The following is an 18,570-nucleotide window of genomic DNA, read 5'->3' as shown; positions in this document are numbered from 1 at the left end:
ATTTTACCTGCGGCTGACGATCAATATCCCAATAACAACAAAAGTGGCTCCGATCGTCTGTTCCGGCGAAATATGTTCGCCGAGTAGCCACCGGCCGAAGCCGATGGTCAGCATCGGGCCGACCATGCCGAACAGCGAAGCCCGCCCTGCCCCGATCCGCCGAATGGCCGCCGACTGGGCGAACACCGGCACGATGGTGGCGAAGATCGCCATCGCCAAGCCCCAGCCATAGACCGGCATGGGCTGGATGAAAGCCGAGAACGGTTGGGTCGCCATGAAGTGGAGCAGCGTGACGGCTGACGAGACCAGCATGGCCAGTGCCGAGAAGCGCATCGCGCCGAGCCGGGCGATCATCGGTGCACTGCCGGACAGGTAGAGCGCATACGAAATGCTGGAACCGAAGACCAGGGCGCCGCCGATCAGCACATTGCGCGGTTCGCCCAGCCCAAGGTCGTGGATGAAGGCGAAGCCGATGCCCGTGTAGCACAGCGCCACCGCGATGCCCTCGCGGCGGGTGAAAGGCTTGCCCTGGAACAGCACGCCGATCAGGATGGTCAGCGTCGGGTAGGTGAACAGGATCAGCCGTTCCAGCCCCGCCGAGATGTATTCCAGTCCCCAGAAATCGAGAATGCTGGCGCCGTAATAGCCCAGGCAGCCGAGCAAGACCAGCTGTCCCCAGTCGCGCCGCGACAGGCTGGCGCCCGCCTTCTGCCCGGCCAGCCCGACCCACAGGAAGACTGGCAGCGCAAAGCCCATGCGCAAGGCGAGCAAAGTGATCGCATCGACGCCATACGGATAGGCCAGCTTGACGAAGATCGCCTTCAGCGAAAAGCCGAGTGCTGCCAGCAAGGCCAAACCTGCGCCATAAGCATTCGTTTTTTCCAAAGTCGTTCCCGGGTGGTTTGTGGCAGACCGTATTAAAAGCCGCGCCAGCAGGCAGGGCAATTGGTATTATTCAAATCAAGCATTCGTTCTGGACGAAACCATGCGTTACGATCTTCCCGACCTGCGGCTGGTCGCCGCGATCGCCGATTCCGGCAGCCTGACCCGTGCCGCCGAACAGGTGCATCTCGCCCCCTCCTCGGCCAGCCACCGGCTGACGCAGCTCGAAGCCGCCCTCGGCATCCCGCTTTTTGCCCGCCATGCCCGCGGCCTGACGCCGACGCCGGCCGGCGAATCGCTGCTTCGTCATGCCCGGCAGGTCTTCGCCCAGCTCGAACAGATGCATGCCGACCTGGCCCCCTACGCCAGCGGGCTGCATAGCCAGGTCACTGTTTTCGCCAATACCAACGCCATCAACTGTTTCTTACCGGAAGACCTCGGTGATTTCCTGCGCGAACATCCGCACATCCGGGTCAGTCTCGAAGAGCAGCCCAGTCCGGCGATCATCCAGGCAGTGGCGGCCGGGCAGGTGGAAATCGGTGTGGTCGCCTCGGAGGGCGGTCTGGCCGGTGTCGAAACCCGGCCCTATCGGCAGGACAGGCTGGTGCTGATCGTTGCCCCCGGCCATGCGCTGGCCGAAAAGTGCGAACTGGCCTTCGCCGATGTGCTGGCCGAGCCTTTCGTCTGCTTGCACGCCGGCAGCGCCATTCACACCTTCATGATGAACCACGCGGCCCGGCTTGGCGGCCGGCTCGATGTGCGGATTCAGGTCCGCAGTTTCAACGCCGTTTGCCGCATGGTCGCCGCCGGGGTCGGCATCGGCATGGTGCCGCGCTCGTCGATCGGCGCTGCCGATGCCGTGAAAACCATCGAAATTACTGATTCATGGGCGCCGCGCGACCTGCAGCTCTGCATTCGCTCACGGGTTGCCCTTGCTCCGGCGGCAGCTGCCCTGTTCGACCATCTGGCCGGCAAGGGCAGTGCTGAAATTACAGCGGGCGCTTGACCGTCAAGGCGCCGCGAATCTGGCCCTTGGTATAGCCGGTGGCCTGATCATGCGGGTAGCTTTCAGCCAGCTTGGCCTTCAGGCCAGCATCGAAAGACTCGGCGGCGCCGTGGCAGTTCAGGCAGACATCACCGACTGGCAGCGCCTTCATGTAACGGAACACCTGCTTGCCGTCGATGGTGACGATCTCGCTCTTTTCCAGCGTGTCGATTTTTTCACCGTTGGTGGCACGGATATTGAAATCGGCCAACTGGCGAACTTCCCACAGATCCGGCGTACCGCGCTCGGCATTGCGGGTCTTCAAACTGACGCGGCGAATGTCCCAGCCGGTCTCCTGACGCTTTTCCTTGATCAGTGCCGGCGCCTGTTCCTTGCACACCGGAATCGCTCCCGCCACACCCTTCGCGGCGACGGCTTCCTGCATGGCATTCACTACCTTGGGAACGACAGGCAGCACGGTCTTCTTGGTGTCGGCGGTCAGCGTGCCAATATCCTGCGCCAGGGCAGGCAGAGCGGCGAAGAGCAGCGACAGGGCGAACAGGGGTTTCATGGCGATCCTAACTAAATCATAAAACGCTAATGCTACTCCGGCTCGCCCTTGCCGTCATCATGCCATTGTCAGCCAATCGCCATGGGCGGCGTCTTCGCCACGGACGCAGGCGAAATAGGCCTTCTGCAGACGCCGGGTCAGCAGCCCGGGGCGACCCGTACCGATGCGCCGGGCATCGACTTCGATCACGGGCGTGATCTCGGCCGCCGTGCCGGTCAGGAAGACCTCATCGGCGCAAACCACCTCGTCGCGGGTCAGGCGCTTGCTGCGCACCACCAGGCCGGCCTCCGCGGCCAGCGTGCAGACCGTACGACGGGTGATGCCGTCGAGCGCCGAAGCACTGTCCGGCTGCAGCAATTCACCATCGCGGACGATGAACAGGTTTTCGCTGGAGCCTTCGGAAACATAGCCATCGGTATCGAGAAGCAGCGCTTCGTCGTAACCGTCGCGGCGCGCCTCGCGCACGGCGAGGATGGAGTTCGAATAGGTCGAAATCGCCTTGGCGCGGCACATCTGCACGTTGGGATGGTGCCGGGCATAGGACGACACGCGGACGCGGATGCCCTCCTCGATCGCCTTGCCGCCGAGGTAGGCGCCCCACGGCCAGGCGGCGACCATGACGTGCGCTGCCGCACCGGCCGGATCGACGCCCAGTTTTTCAGCACCGAGAAAGACCAGCGGCCGGATGTAGGCGCTGCTGAAATTGTTGCGCGTCACCGCCTCACGGCAGGCGGCGGCCAGTGTTTCGCGGTCAAAAGGCAGGTCAATGGCCAGGATGTGAGCCGAATCCTCCAGCCGGCGCAGATGCTCGGCGAGCCGGAAGATGGCCGGCCCGCGCGGTGTTTCATAAGCACGGATGCCCTCGAAACAGCCGTAGCCGTAATGCAGGGTATGGGTCAGCACGTGCACCTTGGCATCGCGCCAGGGCAGCCACTGGCCGTCGAGCCAGATAAAGCCGTCGCGGTCTTGCATGATGGATTTCCTCAAAATGGGGTGAAACCGGCAGTGGCCGGAGGGCCGCGTGAGGGTGGCGCGGTGGGTTCCGTCGGGGCCGCTGCCGGGTGGGCGGGCTGCGAGCGGAGCTTGGGGGTGAGGCAAGGATGGGCCGGTTTTCGGCCTCGCTCAAACGATTTGAATTGTCGTTAGATGAATTCAGTTCATCTGATGGCCAACCTTGGCGTCAAGTCATCCGGCGAAAAATTTCATTTTTGGCTGGCTTTTCGGGTGGAGTGCAGCAGCCAGCGAATGAAGGCCATGATCGCCGGTTTTTCCTGCACGGCTGGCGGAGCGACGATGTAAAAGCTGCGGTCCGCGCAATCCTGCGGAAAGGGTCGAATCAGCCGGCCTTCGGTCAGATAGGGGGCGGCCAGCGTGCCGGCCATCAGGGCCACGCCGTGGCCGGCGACAGCGGCTTCAAGCATGAGCAGGGCGTCTTCGTAATTCGGGCCGGTCGACGGTTCCGGGTGCTGGATGCCCGCCGCCGCGAACCAGCGTTGCCATGACAGCAGCGGATGGCGCAGCAAGCGGACCTGATCGAGAGCCTGCGGCGTATTCAGGCTGGCCGCCAGTCCCGGACTGCACACCGGAAAAACCCGTTCCTCGAACAGTTTCCAGGCGAGCAGACCGGGCCATTCCTCCTCGCCATAACGCAGCCCGATATCGGCCTCGCCGTTGAGCAGCGGGCCGAGGCCGGTGGCGGTGCCGAGGCTGAATTCGAGGTCCGGGTGGGCCTCCTGATATTCCGCCACGCGCATGACCAGCCACTTGCTGCCGAGCGCCGGCGCTGCCGAAATGCGCAGCCGTTCGCGCTGCGGCGCGCGCAGTACGGCGCTGGCTTCGTCGAGCCGCAACAAGGCATCGCGCACCACGGCCAGATAACGCCGCCCGGCGGTGGTCAGCACCACGGCCCGATGCCGGCGCTCGAACAGCGCCTGGCCGAGATGCTCCTCCAGTTGCCGAATGCGATGGCTGATCGCCGAGGGTGTCAGGTGCAGGGCCTCGGCTGCCGCCAGAAAGCTGCCGAGCCGGGCGGCGGCTTCGAAGGCGGGCAGGGTGTGGAGCGGCGGCAGGTCGTGCATGGGGGCTGGCCGGGGGCGAGTGGTTGGGCTATGCCGAGTATTCTGCCCGAATACCGCTGGTTCGTTATTTCGGTCGTCTTGACGCAGCGCACAATATGCCTTCAAAATGAACCAATGAACTGCGAAATCTCCCTGTTTTCCCTGAAGGCCCCGTCTCGCCGCATCCTGCGTGCGTGGCGCGTTGCCATTCGTCCGGGGCCGGGGTGAAGTAGTCGATTTCTCCCAGAATTCAGCAAAGGCCGCGGATTTGAACCCCGCGGCCTTTTTGTTTGCCCCTTGTTTATCCCTGATCGAAAGGAAGTGCCATGACCCGTATTGCCCACCGAATCGCCCAATGCGCCTCGCTGGCCGAAGTGCGCCAGAACATTGACCGGCTGGATCGCGAACTGGTCACGCTGATCGCCGAGCGCGGGGCTTACGTGAAACAGGCGGCTGGTTTCAAGAAAACGGCTGCCGAAGTTCCGGCCCCGCCGCGGGTGGTGCAGGTGCTGGCCAAGGTGAACGCTCTGGCGCTGGAAGTCGGTGCCGAGCCGGCCGTGGTCGACGCCACCTGGCGCGCCATGATCGCCGCCTTCATCGACAGCGAGCGCCTTCATCAGGCCGCCTTGCATCCTCCTGCGCCACAAGCGAATTGAACCGGAGAAACCTATGTCCGTCCCCCTTGCCTATCTCGGCATCGTCCTGATCTGGTCCACCACGCCGCTCGCCATCCAGTGGAGCAGCCAAGGTGTCGGCTTTGCCCTCGCCGTGCTCGCCCGCATGGTGATTGGTGTCGTCGTCGCCGGCCTGCTGGTCGCGCTGTGGCGTATCCCCTTGCCGCTGCATGAACGGGCGCGCCGCGCCTATCTGGTCGGCGGGCTGTCCCTGTTCGGCGGCATGGCACTGACCTATTGGGGCGCCCGCTATGTGCATTCCGGGCTGATTTCGGTGATGTTCGGCCTGTCGCCGCTGGCCGCCGCCATTCTGGGCGCGATCTTTGTCGGTGAGCGCTCGCTGACCCCGGTCAAGCTGATCGGCATGTTGCTCGGTGCCGTCGGTCTGGCGACCATCTTCATCCACGGCGACACGCTGGGCCATGAACACGCGCTGGCCGGGCTGTTCGCCGTGCTCTGTGCGGTCACGGTCTACTCCGGCGGCATGGTCTGGCTCAAACAGATCGGTGACGACAGCCCACCGCTGGCCACCACCGTCGGTTCATTGACCGTGTCGCTACCGCTGTTCGGGCTGGTCTGGTGGCTCAGCGGTGCCCAGTTGCCCGCCGTCGTGCCGCCGCGCGCCGGGGCGGCGGTTGTCTATCTCGGTGTGTTCGGCTCGGTGATTGGTTTCGCGCTCTACTACTACGTGATCAAGCACCTCGAAACCTCGAAAGTCGCCCTGATCACGCTGATCACCCCGGTTATCGCCCTGCTGCTCGGCAACTGGCTCAACGGCGAAACGATCGGACTGCGCCTGTGGATCGGCACCGTGCTGATCCTGCTCGGCCTGAGCGTGCATCAATGGGAGATGCTGGCCGGCTTCCGGCGGCGCACCTGAGTTGGGTCATCGGGGCTGGTTCAGCGGCCCCGATGCTCTTCTGACGACGCCCTAGCGGGAGCGCCCGTCGATATGGGTGACCGCCAGCGACGACAGTTCTACCCCCTCAAGGCAACGCGCATTGATCGCCGCCATGCGATTCCCGGCCGGGTCGGTGCCCTCGCCAAACGGATGAATGCCGCACTTCGGGCAGAAGTGATGCTTGATCGACTGCTTGCCGAAGGTGTAGGTGGCCAGATTGCTCTCCGGCGTCAGCAGGCGCAACTTGTCGCGCGGCACGAACCAGTGCAGCGAGCCCATGCGCGAACAGATGGAGCAATTGCAATCCATGACCTTGGAGAGCTCACCCTCCACTTCGAAAGCGATTTGCCCACAGTGACAGCTGCCTTTGTAGATCATGCCGGTTCTCCTGGATTGGTGAAATTGAGTGTGGCGGGAAGCTTATTGCTGAATTTCAGGTTCAACCAGCGCCGCCAGCTGGCCCAGCGATTCCTGCCATCCGAGGTAGCACATCTCGACCGGAATCGCGTCCGGAATGCCCTCCTGGACGATATTCAGCTCGGTGCCGCATAAAACCGGCGTCAGTGAGATGGTTACCTGCAGAACACCCGGCAGATTGGGGTCGTCGAACTGGTCGGTATAGCGCAGCAGTGCGTTGGGAACGAGCTCGAGATACTCGCCGCTGAACGTATGACCTTGCTGCGTCGTGAAGTTGGTGAAAGACATCCGGAAAGTCCCGCCCACCCGCGCTTCCATGTGGTGAACCGTGCAGGTGAAACCATGCGGCGGCAGCCACTTGGCCATGGCCTCCGGCGTTGTAAAGGCGCGATAGACGCGCTCGGCCGGGGCTTTCAAGACGCGATGAAGACGAACGGTGCCTGGCATGGTGCTGTGCTCCGGTGAGGGGGTAGGCGTTCGACGCGTTTTGGGGAGGGAGGTTCGCCGTTATTCCCGCTTGATGACGTAGCGGCCGCTGACCCAGCGTTGCGCTGTCGGATGGATGCGGTACCAGCCGTTACGCACCTCGTAGATCGCCAGCAGCGCGCCATTGGCCACGGCGCCGAGTTGGGTGCCATCCACGCCAGGCTTGTCGCGGATGCGGAGTGAGGGGGTATTCACCTCGCCCTGGAACTGGGCCTGCGGCGGCGCGGGTGGATTGGTTGCCGCGCCCATCGCCGCGGCGATCAGCGGGAGAAAGCCGGCCTGGGCGGCGGCCACGCTATTGCCGCCAAAGAAGGCGGTGCCGGGGCAAGTCTTGGTGTTGCCGCTGCCGTTGGTGCGTTGTCCGGAATTCAGATCCCACCAGTGGTGATAAACCACGTGATCCGTGTCGCAGGGCAGGCCAAAACGCATCAACAGCCGCGCGTTAACGGTCACGATAGCCTTGCGCTGGGCATCGCTCATGACGTCCCCGCCCAGGTCAAAATTGCCCAGGTTCTCGATGCACAGGCCATTTTGATTAGCTCCCTTGATGCCGGCCGGAATCGTGTTGAAGCTGCGGCACAGCACAACGTCGCCATCCGGGAATACGGTCAGGTTCTGGGCGATTTCAGCAAATCCACGCTCCAGATGGGAGCGCTCCATGCTTTCACACAGGGCGATGTGGTTATTGCCCTTGAAATGGGCATAACCCGGAATATAGGTGTGGTGGTTCTGGATGACACCGATCTGCCGGTCGAACCGATTGGCGTTGAGCCAGCCGGTGAATTCGACCAGCGACATGCGGACGAACTTTCCCTTTTTTTCCATGGCGTTCCCCTATGTGTAAGAGATGCATCATTGGTGCAACAACTAGCAGTACTGGTCTGCCCAGTGTTGTTTTAAGGACTCGCGTATTCGTATTCATGACGCACAACGTGGAGTTGAGGCGCCTGCGCGGCTTTTTGCGCAGGTCGCCTCGAATGCAGGGTTAGCCATCAGTGGCTCCCCGGAAGAAGTGTTTTGACAGATTGGAATAGCTCTCTCGGAATTGGGTAGAGAGAATCCGAAGCGGAGTTGAGGTAGATGCCTCGAAACTGCGGATTAGCTTCGATGATGCTGAAGAAGACAGGGAACGTGAGTTCGGCGTGGCTAGCCCCTTTGGGAAATGCCTTCGATAACTCAGCAGCACTGGTGTATGCATAAGCCCAAACGTTCCCCTGATTATCAAGAGCCGTCCTCAGGCGCAACTTCCCAAGAGGTGCCCCCGGATCGGTAGCAACAAGCAAGGAGCAGCTAACTAGGGCGGCAGCAACCGGGCCAATTGACTTTGCGACGGGTTCCTTTCCGTGTTGGCGAATGACTTGCTCAATTGACATTTGCTCGGCTCCTGCGATGTGGCTAACGCCGACTGCTAGCAATACTAGGCAGCAAACAATGGCGGTTCGGCAATGCGTTGCTTCAAAGAACACGACAGACTCCTGATGGCTAACTGTTAAGTATGCCCCCCAAAATTGCAGGCATATTTATCAATACAAAATTTAAAAATTACGTCAAACCATATGAATGATGGAAATATATGTTTCCGAAAGTTGCTGTAAAAACCGTCATCCATCTTGCATCGAAACATGGATGCTATCTGTTCCAGGCTTCGGGTACGAGCATAGTGAACAGCTATGCCGTTGGCAATCTTGTGTGGCCTCTTGTGCGCAGTTCGGTCTGCAGAAACGAAAACGCCTCGCGCTAAGGCGAGGCGTTTTGCGTTGAGGTCCGGCAGTTATCGGAGGCTGTTTATGCCGATGGGAACGCCCTTTGCATCGACGATTTCCGAAATCACCCGGAAGGCTTTCCCCTGGATGATCGACGGCAGGCGGACGAAGTTGGCCTGTTTCGCAAGGTCGTCACCGCGCATGAATGCCTCGGTGAAGAAACGGGTGACCTGGATGGTCCGTTCCGGATTGTTGGAGACTCGGGGCATGACGATAAAAGTGCCCATCGTGATGGGCCAGCTGCTTTTCCCGGTCTGATTGGTCAGCGTCTGAGTGAAGTCGCCGGTTTGCTTCCAGACGCTCTGGGCAAGCGCTTCACGGAAGGTGTAAGGCCCGGCTTCGACGATGGCGCCGTCCGCATTCTTCATGGCTGCCCCCGTGAGCTTGTAATCCAGTACGTAGTTGTAATCCACGTAACTGATGCTCCCGGGCGTCGATTTCACTGCTTCGGCAACGCCCTTGCTGCCCTTGACCGACGTGAACGAGGCTGGCCATTTGAGGTTCGTGGCAACGCCCATCTTCTGTTTCCATGCCGGACTGACCTTGGCCAGATAATCGGCAAAGTTGTAAGTGGTGCCAGAGCCATCGCTGCGGACGACCGCGACTATCGGTTTTGCGGGAAGGCTCAGGCCGGGATTCAAGGCGCGGATCTCAGGTGCATCCCAGTGCTCAATTTCCCCCAGGAAGATTCTGGCCAGCGTGGGGCCGTCCAGAACAAGCGGTTTTTCCATCTTGGGCAGGTTGATGACGGGAACTGCGCCGGTGATGACCGTTGGAAAGAGGATAAGGTTGTCCTTGGCCAGTTGCTCACTTTTGAGTGCGACATCCGTGGCGCCGAAATCGGCCTGACGGGCGCGAGCTCTCTCGACCCCGGCCGATGAGCCGACGGGATCGTAGTTCAGCACGAAACCGCCTTCACGTTTCAGTTGATCCGCCCACAGCTTGTAGATCGGGTAGGCGGCAGACGACCCGGCACCGGTCATCGGTTCTGCGGCGATGAGGGTGCTGGCGTATAAAAACAACGCGGCGGCTAGCAGTGCTGCTCTGGACATTGGAGATTGCATTTTTTCCTGTTTTTGTAAGGGGGGCGGCAACTTGCACCGAGCTGCCGTTGCGAGGGCGCGGATTTTACAAAATTTTCACGAACTTTCCCCGGGAGCTAGGCTGCTCACCATATCGAAACAATAGGGGTCAGACCCCTATTGTTTCTAAAAAGAGTATGTGAATTTTGAAAGCTAGCGTTGCAGAGGATAGAGACGCGGACCGTCTGTAAACTCAACACCGTTGGATGTACGCCGAGTGTCAGCGTACCACTGCATATTTTCCATCTCTTCCAATCCTTGAAGTTTCCAGGCTCGACGCATATCTTTGTCTTTTGCCCAGTCAGCAAGTTTAGTCAAGTGCTTTCTGAAATCGGATTTAGTAAGTTTGCCTTCAGGAAAATATTTCTGTTTAACGATACGCTCAAACTCCAGTGTGCCGTAGGTAAGTGATATACCGGAAGAAGGTCCGAAATTAAAATCTGCCGTACATTTGTCATCGCTATAGAATTGTTTCCCTAAGCTAGTAATGGCATATGTTGTGCTGGTTTTTGTTTGACTCTTGGTAAAAAGACCCAAACGAGTTAAATGGTCCCATCTAGCTGCCCTCTCTTCCACGCCATACCCTTTTTTATCCACAACAAACTTACCAGTGGAATAATTAAATGAACTATCGAGCATCATACAAACACGTACAGTGGCCGGATATGTGCGTTCATGTTGTTTGATTGCGGACGGTATAGAGTCATCTTGTGCCAAAGGCGCTAAACCGCTGCCATTTGTTGTAGCAAGACAACCAGCCAAGCTTACTGTCACCAAAGCAGGAAATAACCAATTTGCGACTAGATTATTAATTTTATTCAAAATATGCCCCCTTGATATGATTCAGAACGCCTTAAAGATGAAAGAGATAATAGGGGGAGACCCCAGTTAATTCTGTTGTTTTTGTGGTTATAAGTAATTTGGGTCAGAACACTATTTAGCGTCGTCCGCCCAGGATTGACCCCAGCACCCCGCGCAGAATCTGCTTCCCAATCTCCCGGCCAACCGTGCCGGCAACGCCGCGAGCGGCGCTCTTGGCGGCACTTTCGAGCACGCCTTCGCGATGACCACCGCGTGGGCCGGTGGTGCCGGTCAGGATGTCGCCGAGGCCGCCGAACAGACCACCGCCCGAGCTTTCCTGCGGGGCGGGGGCGCTCTGTCGGGGTTGCGGGGCTTGTTCATAGCGCGGCTGTTGCTGGTTGGCATGGTTGCCCCAGTCGCTGTCGTTGAGGCTGCTGTTGCCGGCCGGTGGCGCCGGAATGGCGCCGGGGGCGGCTTGCGTGGCGGCGGGTTTGCCGCGCAGGATTTCGTAGGCGGATTCGCGGTCGACGGTCTGGCCGTAGGTGGCGAGCATCGGCGAGGCGTTGATCATGGCCTGGCGTTCGTCGGCGGTCAGTGGGCCGAGGCGGGAGGCGGGCGGGAAGATGGTGCTGCGCTCAACCATGGTTGGCCTGCCCTTTTCGTCGAGGAAGGAAACCAGCGCTTCGCCGACGCCGAGTTCGGTGATCACGGTGGCGGCATCGAATTTCGGGTTGGCGCGCATGGTTTGCGCTGCTGCCTGGACGGCCTTCTGGTCACGCGGCGTGAAGGCGCGCAGGGCATGCTGGACGCGGTTGCCGAGCTGGCCGAGGATCTTTTCAGGGACGTCGAGCGGGTTCTGCGTGACGAAATAGACGCCGACGCCCTTGGAGCGGATCAGACGGACCACCTGCTCGACCTTGTCGGTCAGCGCCTGCGGGGCGTCGGTGAACAGCAGATGGGCTTCGTCGAAGAAGAAGACGAGCTTGGGCTTGTCCAGATCGCCGGCTTCCGGGAGTTGTTCGAACAGTTCGGAGAGCAGCCAGAGCAGGAAGGTGGAGTAGAGCGCCGGGGCTTGGACCAGCTTTTCGGCGGCGAGGACGTTGATGACGCCGCGGCCGTTTTCGTCGACCTTCATCAGGTCGTTGATATTGAGCATCGGTTCGCCGAAGAACCGGTCGCCGCCCTGCTCTTCCAGCGTCAGCAGGCCGCGCTGGATGGCGCCGATCGAGGCGGTCGAGACATTGCCGTATTCGGTGGTGAAGTCCTTGGCGTTTTCGCCGACGTACTGGATGCAGGCGCGCAGGTCCTTCAGGTCGATCAGCAGCAGGCCCTTGTCGTCGGCGATCTTGAAGACCAGTTGCAGGACGCCGGTCTGGGTGTCGTTCAGGTTCAGCAGGCGGGCGAGGAGCAGCGGGCCCATGTCGGAGATGGTGGCGCGCACCGGCACGCCGCCCTGGCCGAAGACATCCCAGAAGGCAACCGGGTTGGCGTAGGGGGCGAAGCCTTCGAGGCCGAGGTCCTTGAGGCGGGTTTCCAGCTTCGGGGTCAGGGTGCCGGCGGCGCCCATGCCGGAGAGGTCGCCCTTCACATCGGCCATGAAGACCGGCACGCCGGCGTAGGACAGGCGTTCGGCCATCGACTGCAGGGTGACCGTCTTGCCGGTGCCGGTGGCGCCGGTGATCAGCCCGTGGCGGTTGGCCATCTGCGGCAGCAATGCGGGATAACCGTCTTCGGACTTGGCGAGGTAGAGAGGTTCGGACATGGCGGCAGGCTCCAGCTGGAAAAGTATCCCGGCATTCTAGCAACGCGGCGATACGGCTTTGTTAAATAGCGTAAGTTTGGGCGCTACTGAGGCCTGACGAGAAGCCGCCGGGCGAGTAAAATCACGCCTTCTTCGTTATTTGCATTCAGGGAAAACAGCATGGCTGGTCATTCCAAGTGGGCCAATATCCAGCACCGTAAAGGTCGCCAGGACGAGAAGCGCGGTGCCGCCTTCTCCAAGATTGCCAAGGAAATTACCGTTGCGTCCAAGATGGGCGGCGGCGACATCAACTTCAACCCGCGCCTGCGCGTCGCGGTCGACAAGGCCAAGGGCGTCAATATGCCCAAGGACAAGATCGATACCGCAATCAAGAAGGGTACCGGTGAGCTGGAAGGTGTCGAGTACATCGAGATCCGCTACGAAGGCTATGGCATCGGCGGCGCGGCGATCATGGTCGACTGCCTGACCGACAACAAGGTGCGCACGGTGGCCGAAGTTCGCCATGCCTTCTCCAAGTTTGGCGGCAACATGGGTTCCGATGGCTGCGTGGCGTTCCAGTTCAAGCACTGCGGCCAGATGATCTTCGCCCCGGGTACCGACGAAGGCGCGCTGATGGATGCGGCCATCGAAGCCGGTGCCGACGATGTGACGACCAATGACGACGGCTCGATCGAGGTTTTGACCCCGCCGAACGACTACATGGCCGTCAAGGACGCGCTGGAAGCGGCCGGTTTCAAGCCGGAGTTCGGCGAAGTGACGATGAAGCCGGAAGGCGAAAACGTTTTCGCCGGCGAGGAAGGCGTGAAGATGCAGAAGCTGCTCGACGCGCTGGAAAATCTCGACGACGTGCAGGAAATCTACACCACGGCGGTCATCGAAGACTGATGTTTCCCGCCACGGATTCCACGCCTGGGGAGTTCGTGGCTTTGCTTGCTGCAGCCTAAGGATCCACCGTGAATCTTCGTCAGCTTTCCCTTGCCTTGATCGTCGCTTCACTGAGCCTTTCAGCTGCTGCCGCCCAGCTTTCCTGCCCCGATCTGGCCAGTGCCGTTCAGGTGAACGCCTGCCCGACCGAGGAAGAGCTGCAATTCACCTACACCGGCTATTGCAGCGATAACGCCAAGGCTTACGCCAATCAGACCGATTCCTGCATCCGTTACGAGGACTATCGCCAGATGAAGAACCTGGCGCGCTGGGAATCGAAGGATGGCGAGTTTGACGCCTACGTTTCCTGCGATCTGCCCGCCAGCCAGTTCAAGGCGTTGAAAGCGACGAGCATGGCCGTGGTGCAACAGGGCAAGCTGACCAAGCTGGTGTGCGTCTATCCGAAGGGGATCAATTTCACCTATCGGACCAAGCAGACTTGCGCCGTCGACAACGAAAAGGCTTGTGCGGCCGATGCGACCAACTGCCGGGCGACTTGCAACTGAACGGTGAGCCGCCGATGAGGCGCCTTGCGCCACAATGTCTTGCCTCGATACCGGTCGGTAGCAGGGCCTTGCAGTGTGACGGGGGCGCCAGAGCATGACGCAGCCGATCGTCATCGACATCGAAGCCTCCGGATTTGGCCGGGGCAGTTATCCGATCGAAATCGGCTTCTACATGTCCGATGGCAGCGCCTACTGCGCGCTGATTCAGCCTGAGGCGGGATGGACGCACTGGGACGAATCCGCTGAGGCGGTGCATGGCATCACGCGTGAAGTCCTGCTCGCCAAGGGGCGGCCGGCAGTCGAGATTTGCCTTGAACTGAATCGGCGTTTGCGCGGGGAACGTCTGTATTGTGATGCCTGGGCCTATGACTATGTCTGGCTCAGCAAGCTCTACGATACGGTCGATCTGGTGCCGACCTTTACGCTGAGGGATATCCGCGAGCTGCTCGAGGATTGCGAAATGACCTTGTGGCACATCACCCGCGCTTCGGTTGAATTACGCCTGCAACTGCGCCGCCACCGGGCCAGTGGCGATGCCCGCGTGCTGTTCGAAACCCTGCTTGAAGCACGCAAGCGCTGTGCCCCGGATTGGACCAACTGATGCAGCGCTTCTACCCCTTTCTTTTTGTTTTTCTGTGGAGCACCGGCTTCATCGGGGCCAAGTACGGCCTGCCCTATGCCGAACCGCTCTCTTTCCTGCTTAGCCGCTATGGGGCGGTGATCACGCTGATGACGGTCATCGCGCTGGCGACCCGGGCGCCTTGGCCGGAAAAGCCGCGTGACTGGCTGCATATTGGCATATCCGGCGTGCTGGTCCATGCCGTTTATCTCGGCGGCGTCTTCGTGGCCATCAAGCATGGCCTGCCGGCCGGGGTGACGGCGCTGGTCGTCGGCATGCAACCGCTGCTGACAGCTTTGGGCGCCGGGTGGCTGCTCGGTGAAAAAGTAACCGGCCGGCAATGGGCCGGCTTGGGGCTGGGCTTTGTCGGCGTCGGCATGGTCGTTTCCGGCAAACTGGGCGAGGCCGCATTGGGGCCGATGCTGATTCCGGCGCTGGTTGCGCTGCTTGGCATTACGGCCGGTACGCTGTACCAGAAACGCTTTTGCCCGAAGTTCGACCTGCGGACCGGATCGGTGATCCAGTTTGTCCCGACAGCGATCATTACCGCCATTGCCGTGGCCGTGTTCGAGGATTACCGGATCGAATGGAACGGCCATTTCCTGTTCGCCCTGGGCTGGCTGGTGCTGGTCCTGTCGATCGGCGCGATCAGCCTGCTCAACCTGCTGATCCGCAGCGGCAGTGCGGTCAATGTGGCCAGTCTGTTCTACCTGACGCCACCGATGACGGCGCTGATCGCCTTCTTCATTTTTGGCGAAAGTTTGACCCTGACTGCGGCGCTTGGCATGGTGGTGGCCGTTAGCGGCGTTTATCTGGTGGCGAGGACGAAATGAGCATCACGACCCCCCGTATCCTTGGCATCGACCCCGGCCTGCGGGTGACCGGCTTTGGTGTCATCGAACTGCACGGCAAGCAACTGGTGTACGTCGCCAGTGGCTGCATCAAGTCGAACGACAAGGAGTCGCTGCCGGAGCGGATCAAGACCCTTTTCGCCGGCATCAGCGAAGTCATCGCGACCTATCAGCCGAATCAGGCGGCAGTGGAAAAGGTCTTCGTCAACGTCAATCCGCAATCGACCTTGTTGCTCGGTCAGGCGCGTGGCGCGGCAATCAGCGCGCTGGTTCATGCCGATTTGCCGGTCGCCGAATACACGGCGCTGCAAACCAAGCAGGCCGTGGTCGGCCATGGCAAGGCGGCCAAGGATCAGGTGCAGGCCATGGTCGTCCGGCTGTTGAACCTGCCCGGCGCGCCAACTGCCGACGCGGCCGATGCCCTCGCTTGCGCCATTGCCCATGCCCATGGCGGCCAAGGTTTGGGCGCCATGGCGACGGCCGGCTATCGCATTCGCGGCGGGCGACTGATAGGATGAGAAACTGTGTGAAAATACAGTACTTTTTCCAGAAAGAGATCGCCCCGAAATGATCGGAAGACTGACCGGTATCCTCGCCGAAAAGAATCCCCCGCAGATCGTGCTGGATGTAAATGGCGTCGGCTATGAACTCGACGTGCCGATGAGCACCTTCTACAACCTGCCGGCAGCGGGCGAGAAGACCAAGTTGCTGACGCATTTCGCGGTGCGCGAGGACGGCCACTATCTGTACGGATTCCTGACCGAGGCCGAGCGCTTTGCCTTCCGCCAGTTGTTGAAAGTCTCGGGTATCGGTGCCCGTACCGCGCTGTCGGTGCTGTCCGGTCTGTCGGTCGGTGATCTGGCGGCAGCCGTGGCGCAGCAGGAATTGGGGCGTCTGATCAAGATTCCCGGCATCGGCAAGAAAACGGCCGAGCGCCTGCTGCTTGAACTGAAGGGCAAGCTGGCCGATGCGACCGGCGTTTCGCTGCACCCGGCGGTCGACGACAGCAAGCAGGATATTTCCAACGCCCTGCTCGCCCTTGGCTACAACGAGAAAGAAGCCGCCTCGGCCATGAAGCAACTGCCGGCCGATGTCAGCACGTCCGATGGCATCCGGGCGGCACTCAAACTGCTGTCCAAGGTCTAGACATGTTCCCGGCAGGCGATCCTCGACGCTTGGCGCAGATCTCGCTGGTGGTGCTGCTGATCATCGGCTGCATCACGGTACTGCTGCCGTTCATTGGCGCCGTGTTGTTCGCCTTTGTCGTCTGGATGTGCACCTGGCGTTTTTACGCCGAAAAGCTGTTACCTCGGCTCGGCGGGCGCGACACGCTGGGCGCTTCACTGATGACGCTGGCGCTGGTCCTGGTGACCTTGTTGCCGATGATATTTTTGGCCGGTTCGCTGGCCAATGGTACCGATAACCTGATCGATTTCATCAAACCTTATGTCGAACAAGGCTTGCCGGCCAATCCGCCTGCCTGGTTGAGCGCTCTGCCTTTCTTCGGCACGGAAATCGATAGCACCTGGCACCGCCTGGCCAGCAATCGCGAGGAGCTGAATGCCACGGTCAGGCAGTTGGTTGCGCCTGCTCGCCAGTTCGTACTGGCACTTGGCGGGATTGCCGCCAATGGCTTGTTGCAGCTGGCGCTGGTGCTGTTCGTCACCTTCTTTCTGTACCGCGATGGCGCGGCAATCAGCCATGCGCTCTATGTCGGCGCCCGCAAGCTGGGCGGCGACCTCGGCGAAAATATGCTGGACAAGGCGCGTGGCACCGTGGTCGGCGTCATGCTCGGCATCGTCGGTACAGCGGCGGCGCAGGGCACGGTGGCGATGATCGGCTTCCTGATTGCCGGCGTGCCGCAGGCCATGCTGCTCGGTTTTGCTACCTTTTTCCTGTCGATGATCCCGGTTGGTCCGCCACTGATCTGGGGTGGTGCGGCGGCCTGGCTGTATAGCGATGGCCAGACCGGCTGGGCAATCTTCATGGTGATCTACGGCCTGTTCGGGATCAGCAGCATCGACAACTTCGTCAAACCCATCCTGATCGCCTATGGCGCTGGCCTGTCCATCCTGCTCATTGCCCTTGGCGTGCTGGGCGGTGTGCTGGTCTTCGGCTTCATCGGCATCTTTCTCGGGCCGGTGCTGCTGGCGCTTGGCGACATGCTGCTCCAGCGCTGGATTCGTGAGGAAACGCTCGCATGATCGAAACCGACAAACTGACTCCTGCGGTCGACCGCACGAATTTGGACAGAGTCGTGGCGCCGCAAACCAAGTCGGCCCAGGAAGAGGCGCTCGAACGCGCCCTGCGCCCCAAGCGGCTGGCCGACTACACCGGTCAGGTCAAAATCCGCGAACAGCTGGAAATCTTCATTCAGGCGGCACGGAATCGCAGTGAATCGCTCGATCACGTGCTGCTCTTCGGCCCGCCAGGCCTGGGCAAGACGACGCTGGCTCACATCGTGGCTGCTGAAATGGGTGTCAACCTGCGCCAGACTTCCGGCCCGGTGCTCGAGCGCGCTGGCGATCTCGCCGCCATTCTGACCAATCTTGAACCGCACGACGTGTTGTTCATCGACGAAATCCACCGTCTCAGCCCGGTGGTCGAGGAAATCCTCTACCCGGCACTGGAAGATTTCCAGATCGACATCATGATCGGCGAAGGTCCGGCCGCCCGTTCGGTCAAGCTGGATCTGCCACCCTTTACGCTGGTTGGTGCGACGACCCGTGCCGGCATGCTGACCAACCCGCTGCGCGACCGCTTCGGCATCGTTGCCCGTCTGGAGTTCTACACGGCGGAAGAACTGAAGAGTATCGTCAGCCGTTCGGCGTCGCTGCTCAATGCGCCAATCGACCCCGAAGGCTCCTTTGAAATCGCCAAGCGCTCACGCGGTACGCCGCGTATCGCCAATCGCCTGCTGCGCCGCGTCCGCGACTACGCCGAAGTCAAGGCGGACGGCAACATCACCCGCCAGGTGGCCGATGCCGCGCTGCACATGCTCGACGTCGATCCGGCCGGACTGGATATCATGGACCGCAAGTTACTCTCCGCCATTATCGACAAATTCGGTGGTGGCCCGGTCGGCGTCGACAACATTGCGGCGGCCATCGGCGAAGCGCGCGACACCATCGAGGATGTGCTGGAACCTTATCTGATCCAGCAGGGCTACCTGCAGCGCACCCTGCGCGGCCGCATCGCGACACCGGCCATCTATCGCCATCTCGGCCTGGCCGAACCGGCCAGCGCTGTCGTCCGCGACTTGCTCGCCGAAGAATAAAGGCTGACTCGG

General features: G+C 60.9%; 22 protein-coding genes. 11 read left to right on the top strand and 11 right to left on the bottom strand.

The features are described from left to right. Positions 1-3: 3 nt before the first annotated feature. Positions 4-885 (bottom strand): DMT family transporter, encoded by an 882-nt coding sequence (locus tag DARO_RS20790; protein WP_041224576.1) that lies wholly within the window; start codon positions 883-885, stop codon positions 4-6. 100 nt (positions 886-985) lie between these two features. Between DARO_RS20790 and DARO_RS20785 the strand changes: the two genes are divergently transcribed. Further along, complete coding sequence (locus DARO_RS20785) at positions 986-1,888, top strand: LysR family transcriptional regulator (RefSeq protein ID WP_041224575.1); 903 nt, start codon at positions 986-988, stop codon at positions 1,886-1,888. Here DARO_RS20785 and DARO_RS20780 read toward each other — a convergent pair. From DARO_RS20780 to DARO_RS20770, 3 genes are all read right to left on the bottom strand, one after another. Next, complete coding sequence (locus DARO_RS20780; protein WP_011289799.1) at positions 1,872-2,438, bottom strand: Tll0287-like domain-containing protein; 567 nt, start codon at positions 2,436-2,438, stop codon at positions 1,872-1,874. The genes DARO_RS20785 and DARO_RS20780 overlap by 17 nt on opposite strands. 57 nt (positions 2,439-2,495) lie before the next feature. Next, the gene (locus DARO_RS20775) at positions 2,496-3,410 is read right to left on the bottom strand and encodes a branched-chain amino acid transaminase (protein WP_011289798.1); all 915 of its coding nucleotides are present in this window, start codon (positions 3,408-3,410) and stop codon (positions 2,496-2,498) included. Between the two features lie 230 nt (positions 3,411-3,640). Next, positions 3,641-4,516: a LysR substrate-binding domain-containing protein gene (locus DARO_RS20770; protein ID WP_011289797.1), complete on the bottom strand. Its 876-nt coding sequence runs from the start codon at positions 4,514-4,516 to the stop codon at positions 3,641-3,643. Positions 4,517-4,821: 305 nt separating this feature from the next. Between DARO_RS20770 and DARO_RS20765 the strand changes: the two genes are divergently transcribed. Together DARO_RS20765 and DARO_RS20760 are read left to right on the top strand one after the other, a co-directional pair. Beyond that, a complete protein-coding gene (locus DARO_RS20765) occupies positions 4,822-5,151 on the top strand; it encodes a chorismate mutase (RefSeq protein ID WP_011289796.1) in 330 nt (109 codons plus the stop codon). A 13-nt stretch (positions 5,152-5,164) separates the two neighbouring features. Next, the gene (locus DARO_RS20760) at positions 5,165-6,049 is read left to right on the top strand and encodes a DMT family transporter (protein WP_011289795.1); all 885 of its coding nucleotides are present in this window, start codon (positions 5,165-5,167) and stop codon (positions 6,047-6,049) included. Between the two features lie 51 nt (positions 6,050-6,100). On the opposite strand, the gene DARO_RS20755 is transcribed toward DARO_RS20760, so the two are convergent. The 7 genes from DARO_RS20755 to DARO_RS20725 form a co-directional block, all read right to left on the bottom strand. After that, the gene (locus DARO_RS20755; RefSeq protein WP_011289794.1) at positions 6,101-6,448 is read right to left on the bottom strand and encodes a GFA family protein; all 348 of its coding nucleotides are present in this window, start codon (positions 6,446-6,448) and stop codon (positions 6,101-6,103) included. Positions 6,449-6,490: 42 nt separating this feature from the next. After that, positions 6,491-6,934, bottom strand: coding sequence for an SRPBCC family protein (locus DARO_RS20750; protein WP_011289793.1), 444 nt, complete (start codon positions 6,932-6,934; stop codon positions 6,491-6,493). 60 nt (positions 6,935-6,994) lie between these two features. Continuing rightward, on the bottom strand, positions 6,995-7,798 hold the full coding sequence (locus tag DARO_RS20745) for an amidase (protein WP_011289792.1): 804 nt from the start codon (positions 7,796-7,798) through the stop codon (positions 6,995-6,997). A gap of 167 nt (positions 7,799-7,965) precedes the next feature. Further along, a complete protein-coding gene (locus DARO_RS20740; RefSeq protein WP_011289791.1) occupies positions 7,966-8,439 on the bottom strand; it encodes an SseB family protein in 474 nt (157 codons plus the stop codon). 305 nt (positions 8,440-8,744) lie between these two features. Then, a complete protein-coding gene (gene pstS / locus DARO_RS20735; RefSeq protein ID WP_041224573.1) occupies positions 8,745-9,788 on the bottom strand; it encodes a phosphate ABC transporter substrate-binding protein PstS in 1,044 nt (347 codons plus the stop codon). A 183-nt stretch (positions 9,789-9,971) separates the two neighbouring features. Then, positions 9,972-10,640: a hypothetical protein gene (locus DARO_RS20730; RefSeq protein WP_011289789.1), complete on the bottom strand. Its 669-nt coding sequence runs from the start codon at positions 10,638-10,640 to the stop codon at positions 9,972-9,974. A gap of 115 nt (positions 10,641-10,755) precedes the next feature. Next, a complete protein-coding gene (locus DARO_RS20725) occupies positions 10,756-12,381 on the bottom strand; it encodes a helicase HerA-like C-terminal domain-containing protein (RefSeq protein WP_011289788.1) in 1,626 nt (541 codons plus the stop codon). A 159-nt stretch (positions 12,382-12,540) separates the two neighbouring features. Here DARO_RS20725 and DARO_RS20720 point away from each other — a divergent pair, with 159 nt between their 5' ends. The 8 genes from DARO_RS20720 to ruvB all read left to right on the top strand — a co-directional run bounded on the left by DARO_RS20720 (position 12,541) and on the right by ruvB (position 18,558). Next, complete coding sequence (locus DARO_RS20720; protein WP_011289787.1) at positions 12,541-13,266, top strand: YebC/PmpR family DNA-binding transcriptional regulator; 726 nt, start codon at positions 12,541-12,543, stop codon at positions 13,264-13,266. Between the two features lie 68 nt (positions 13,267-13,334). Next, positions 13,335-13,811, top strand: a complete 477-nt coding sequence (locus DARO_RS20715) for a hypothetical protein (RefSeq protein ID WP_011289786.1) — start codon at positions 13,335-13,337, stop codon at positions 13,809-13,811. A 94-nt stretch (positions 13,812-13,905) separates the two neighbouring features. Continuing rightward, positions 13,906-14,412, top strand: coding sequence for a hypothetical protein (locus DARO_RS20710; protein WP_011289785.1), 507 nt, complete (start codon positions 13,906-13,908; stop codon positions 14,410-14,412). Beyond that, the gene (locus DARO_RS20705) at positions 14,412-15,263 is read left to right on the top strand and encodes a DMT family transporter (protein WP_011289784.1); all 852 of its coding nucleotides are present in this window, start codon (positions 14,412-14,414) and stop codon (positions 15,261-15,263) included. The genes DARO_RS20710 and DARO_RS20705 overlap by 1 nt, the downstream gene beginning before the upstream one ends. After that, complete coding sequence (ruvC, locus tag DARO_RS20700; protein WP_011289783.1) at positions 15,260-15,799, top strand: crossover junction endodeoxyribonuclease RuvC; 540 nt, start codon at positions 15,260-15,262, stop codon at positions 15,797-15,799. Before DARO_RS20705 ends, ruvC begins: the two co-directional genes overlap by 4 nt. Before the next feature lie 49 nt (positions 15,800-15,848). Beyond that, a complete protein-coding gene (gene ruvA / locus DARO_RS20695) occupies positions 15,849-16,427 on the top strand; it encodes a Holliday junction branch migration protein RuvA (protein WP_011289782.1) in 579 nt (192 codons plus the stop codon). Positions 16,428-16,429: 2 nt separating this feature from the next. Beyond that, positions 16,430-17,485 carry an AI-2E family transporter gene (locus DARO_RS20690; RefSeq protein ID WP_011289781.1) on the top strand — a complete coding sequence of 352 codons (1,056 nt, stop codon included), beginning with the start codon at positions 16,430-16,432 and terminating at the stop codon, positions 17,483-17,485. After that, positions 17,482-18,558: a Holliday junction branch migration DNA helicase RuvB gene (gene ruvB / locus DARO_RS20685; RefSeq protein WP_011289780.1), complete on the top strand. Its 1,077-nt coding sequence runs from the start codon at positions 17,482-17,484 to the stop codon at positions 18,556-18,558. Before DARO_RS20690 ends, ruvB begins: the two co-directional genes overlap by 4 nt. Positions 18,559-18,570 lie beyond the last annotated feature (12 nt).

Source organism: Dechloromonas aromatica RCB (assembly GCF_000012425.1).
Note: the sequence above shows the minus strand (reverse complement) of the source record. Positions and strands in the feature narration are given on the sequence as shown.

Coding starts and splice junctions, on each gene's coding strand:
- DARO_RS20785 (WP_041224575.1), top strand. CDS start 986: ATGCGTTACGATCTTCCCGACCTGCGGCTGGTCGCCGCGATCGCCGAT.
- DARO_RS20780 (WP_011289799.1), bottom strand. CDS start 2,438: ATGAAACCCCTGTTCGCCCTGTCGCTGCTCTTCGCCGCTCTGCCTGCC.
- DARO_RS20775 (WP_011289798.1), bottom strand. CDS start 3,410: ATGCAAGACCGCGACGGCTTTATCTGGCTCGACGGCCAGTGGCTGCCC.
- DARO_RS20770 (WP_011289797.1), bottom strand. CDS start 4,516: ATGCACGACCTGCCGCCGCTCCACACCCTGCCCGCCTTCGAAGCCGCC.
- DARO_RS20765 (WP_011289796.1), top strand. CDS start 4,822: ATGACCCGTATTGCCCACCGAATCGCCCAATGCGCCTCGCTGGCCGAA.
- DARO_RS20760 (WP_011289795.1), top strand. CDS start 5,165: ATGTCCGTCCCCCTTGCCTATCTCGGCATCGTCCTGATCTGGTCCACC.
- DARO_RS20755 (WP_011289794.1), bottom strand. CDS start 6,448: ATGATCTACAAAGGCAGCTGTCACTGTGGGCAAATCGCTTTCGAAGTG.
- DARO_RS20750 (WP_011289793.1), bottom strand. CDS start 6,934: ATGCCAGGCACCGTTCGTCTTCATCGCGTCTTGAAAGCCCCGGCCGAG.
- DARO_RS20745 (WP_011289792.1), bottom strand. CDS start 7,798: ATGGAAAAAAAGGGAAAGTTCGTCCGCATGTCGCTGGTCGAATTCACC.
- pstS (WP_041224573.1), bottom strand. CDS start 9,788: ATGTCCAGAGCAGCACTGCTAGCCGCCGCGTTGTTTTTATACGCCAGC.
- DARO_RS20725 (WP_011289788.1), bottom strand. CDS start 12,381: ATGTCCGAACCTCTCTACCTCGCCAAGTCCGAAGACGGTTATCCCGCA.
- DARO_RS20720 (WP_011289787.1), top strand. CDS start 12,541: ATGGCTGGTCATTCCAAGTGGGCCAATATCCAGCACCGTAAAGGTCGC.
- DARO_RS20710 (WP_011289785.1), top strand. CDS start 13,906: ATGACGCAGCCGATCGTCATCGACATCGAAGCCTCCGGATTTGGCCGG.
- DARO_RS20705 (WP_011289784.1), top strand. CDS start 14,412: ATGCAGCGCTTCTACCCCTTTCTTTTTGTTTTTCTGTGGAGCACCGGC.
- ruvC (WP_011289783.1), top strand. CDS start 15,260: ATGAGCATCACGACCCCCCGTATCCTTGGCATCGACCCCGGCCTGCGG.
- ruvA (WP_011289782.1), top strand. CDS start 15,849: ATGATCGGAAGACTGACCGGTATCCTCGCCGAAAAGAATCCCCCGCAG.
- DARO_RS20690 (WP_011289781.1), top strand. CDS start 16,430: ATGTTCCCGGCAGGCGATCCTCGACGCTTGGCGCAGATCTCGCTGGTG.
- ruvB (WP_011289780.1), top strand. CDS start 17,482: ATGATCGAAACCGACAAACTGACTCCTGCGGTCGACCGCACGAATTTG.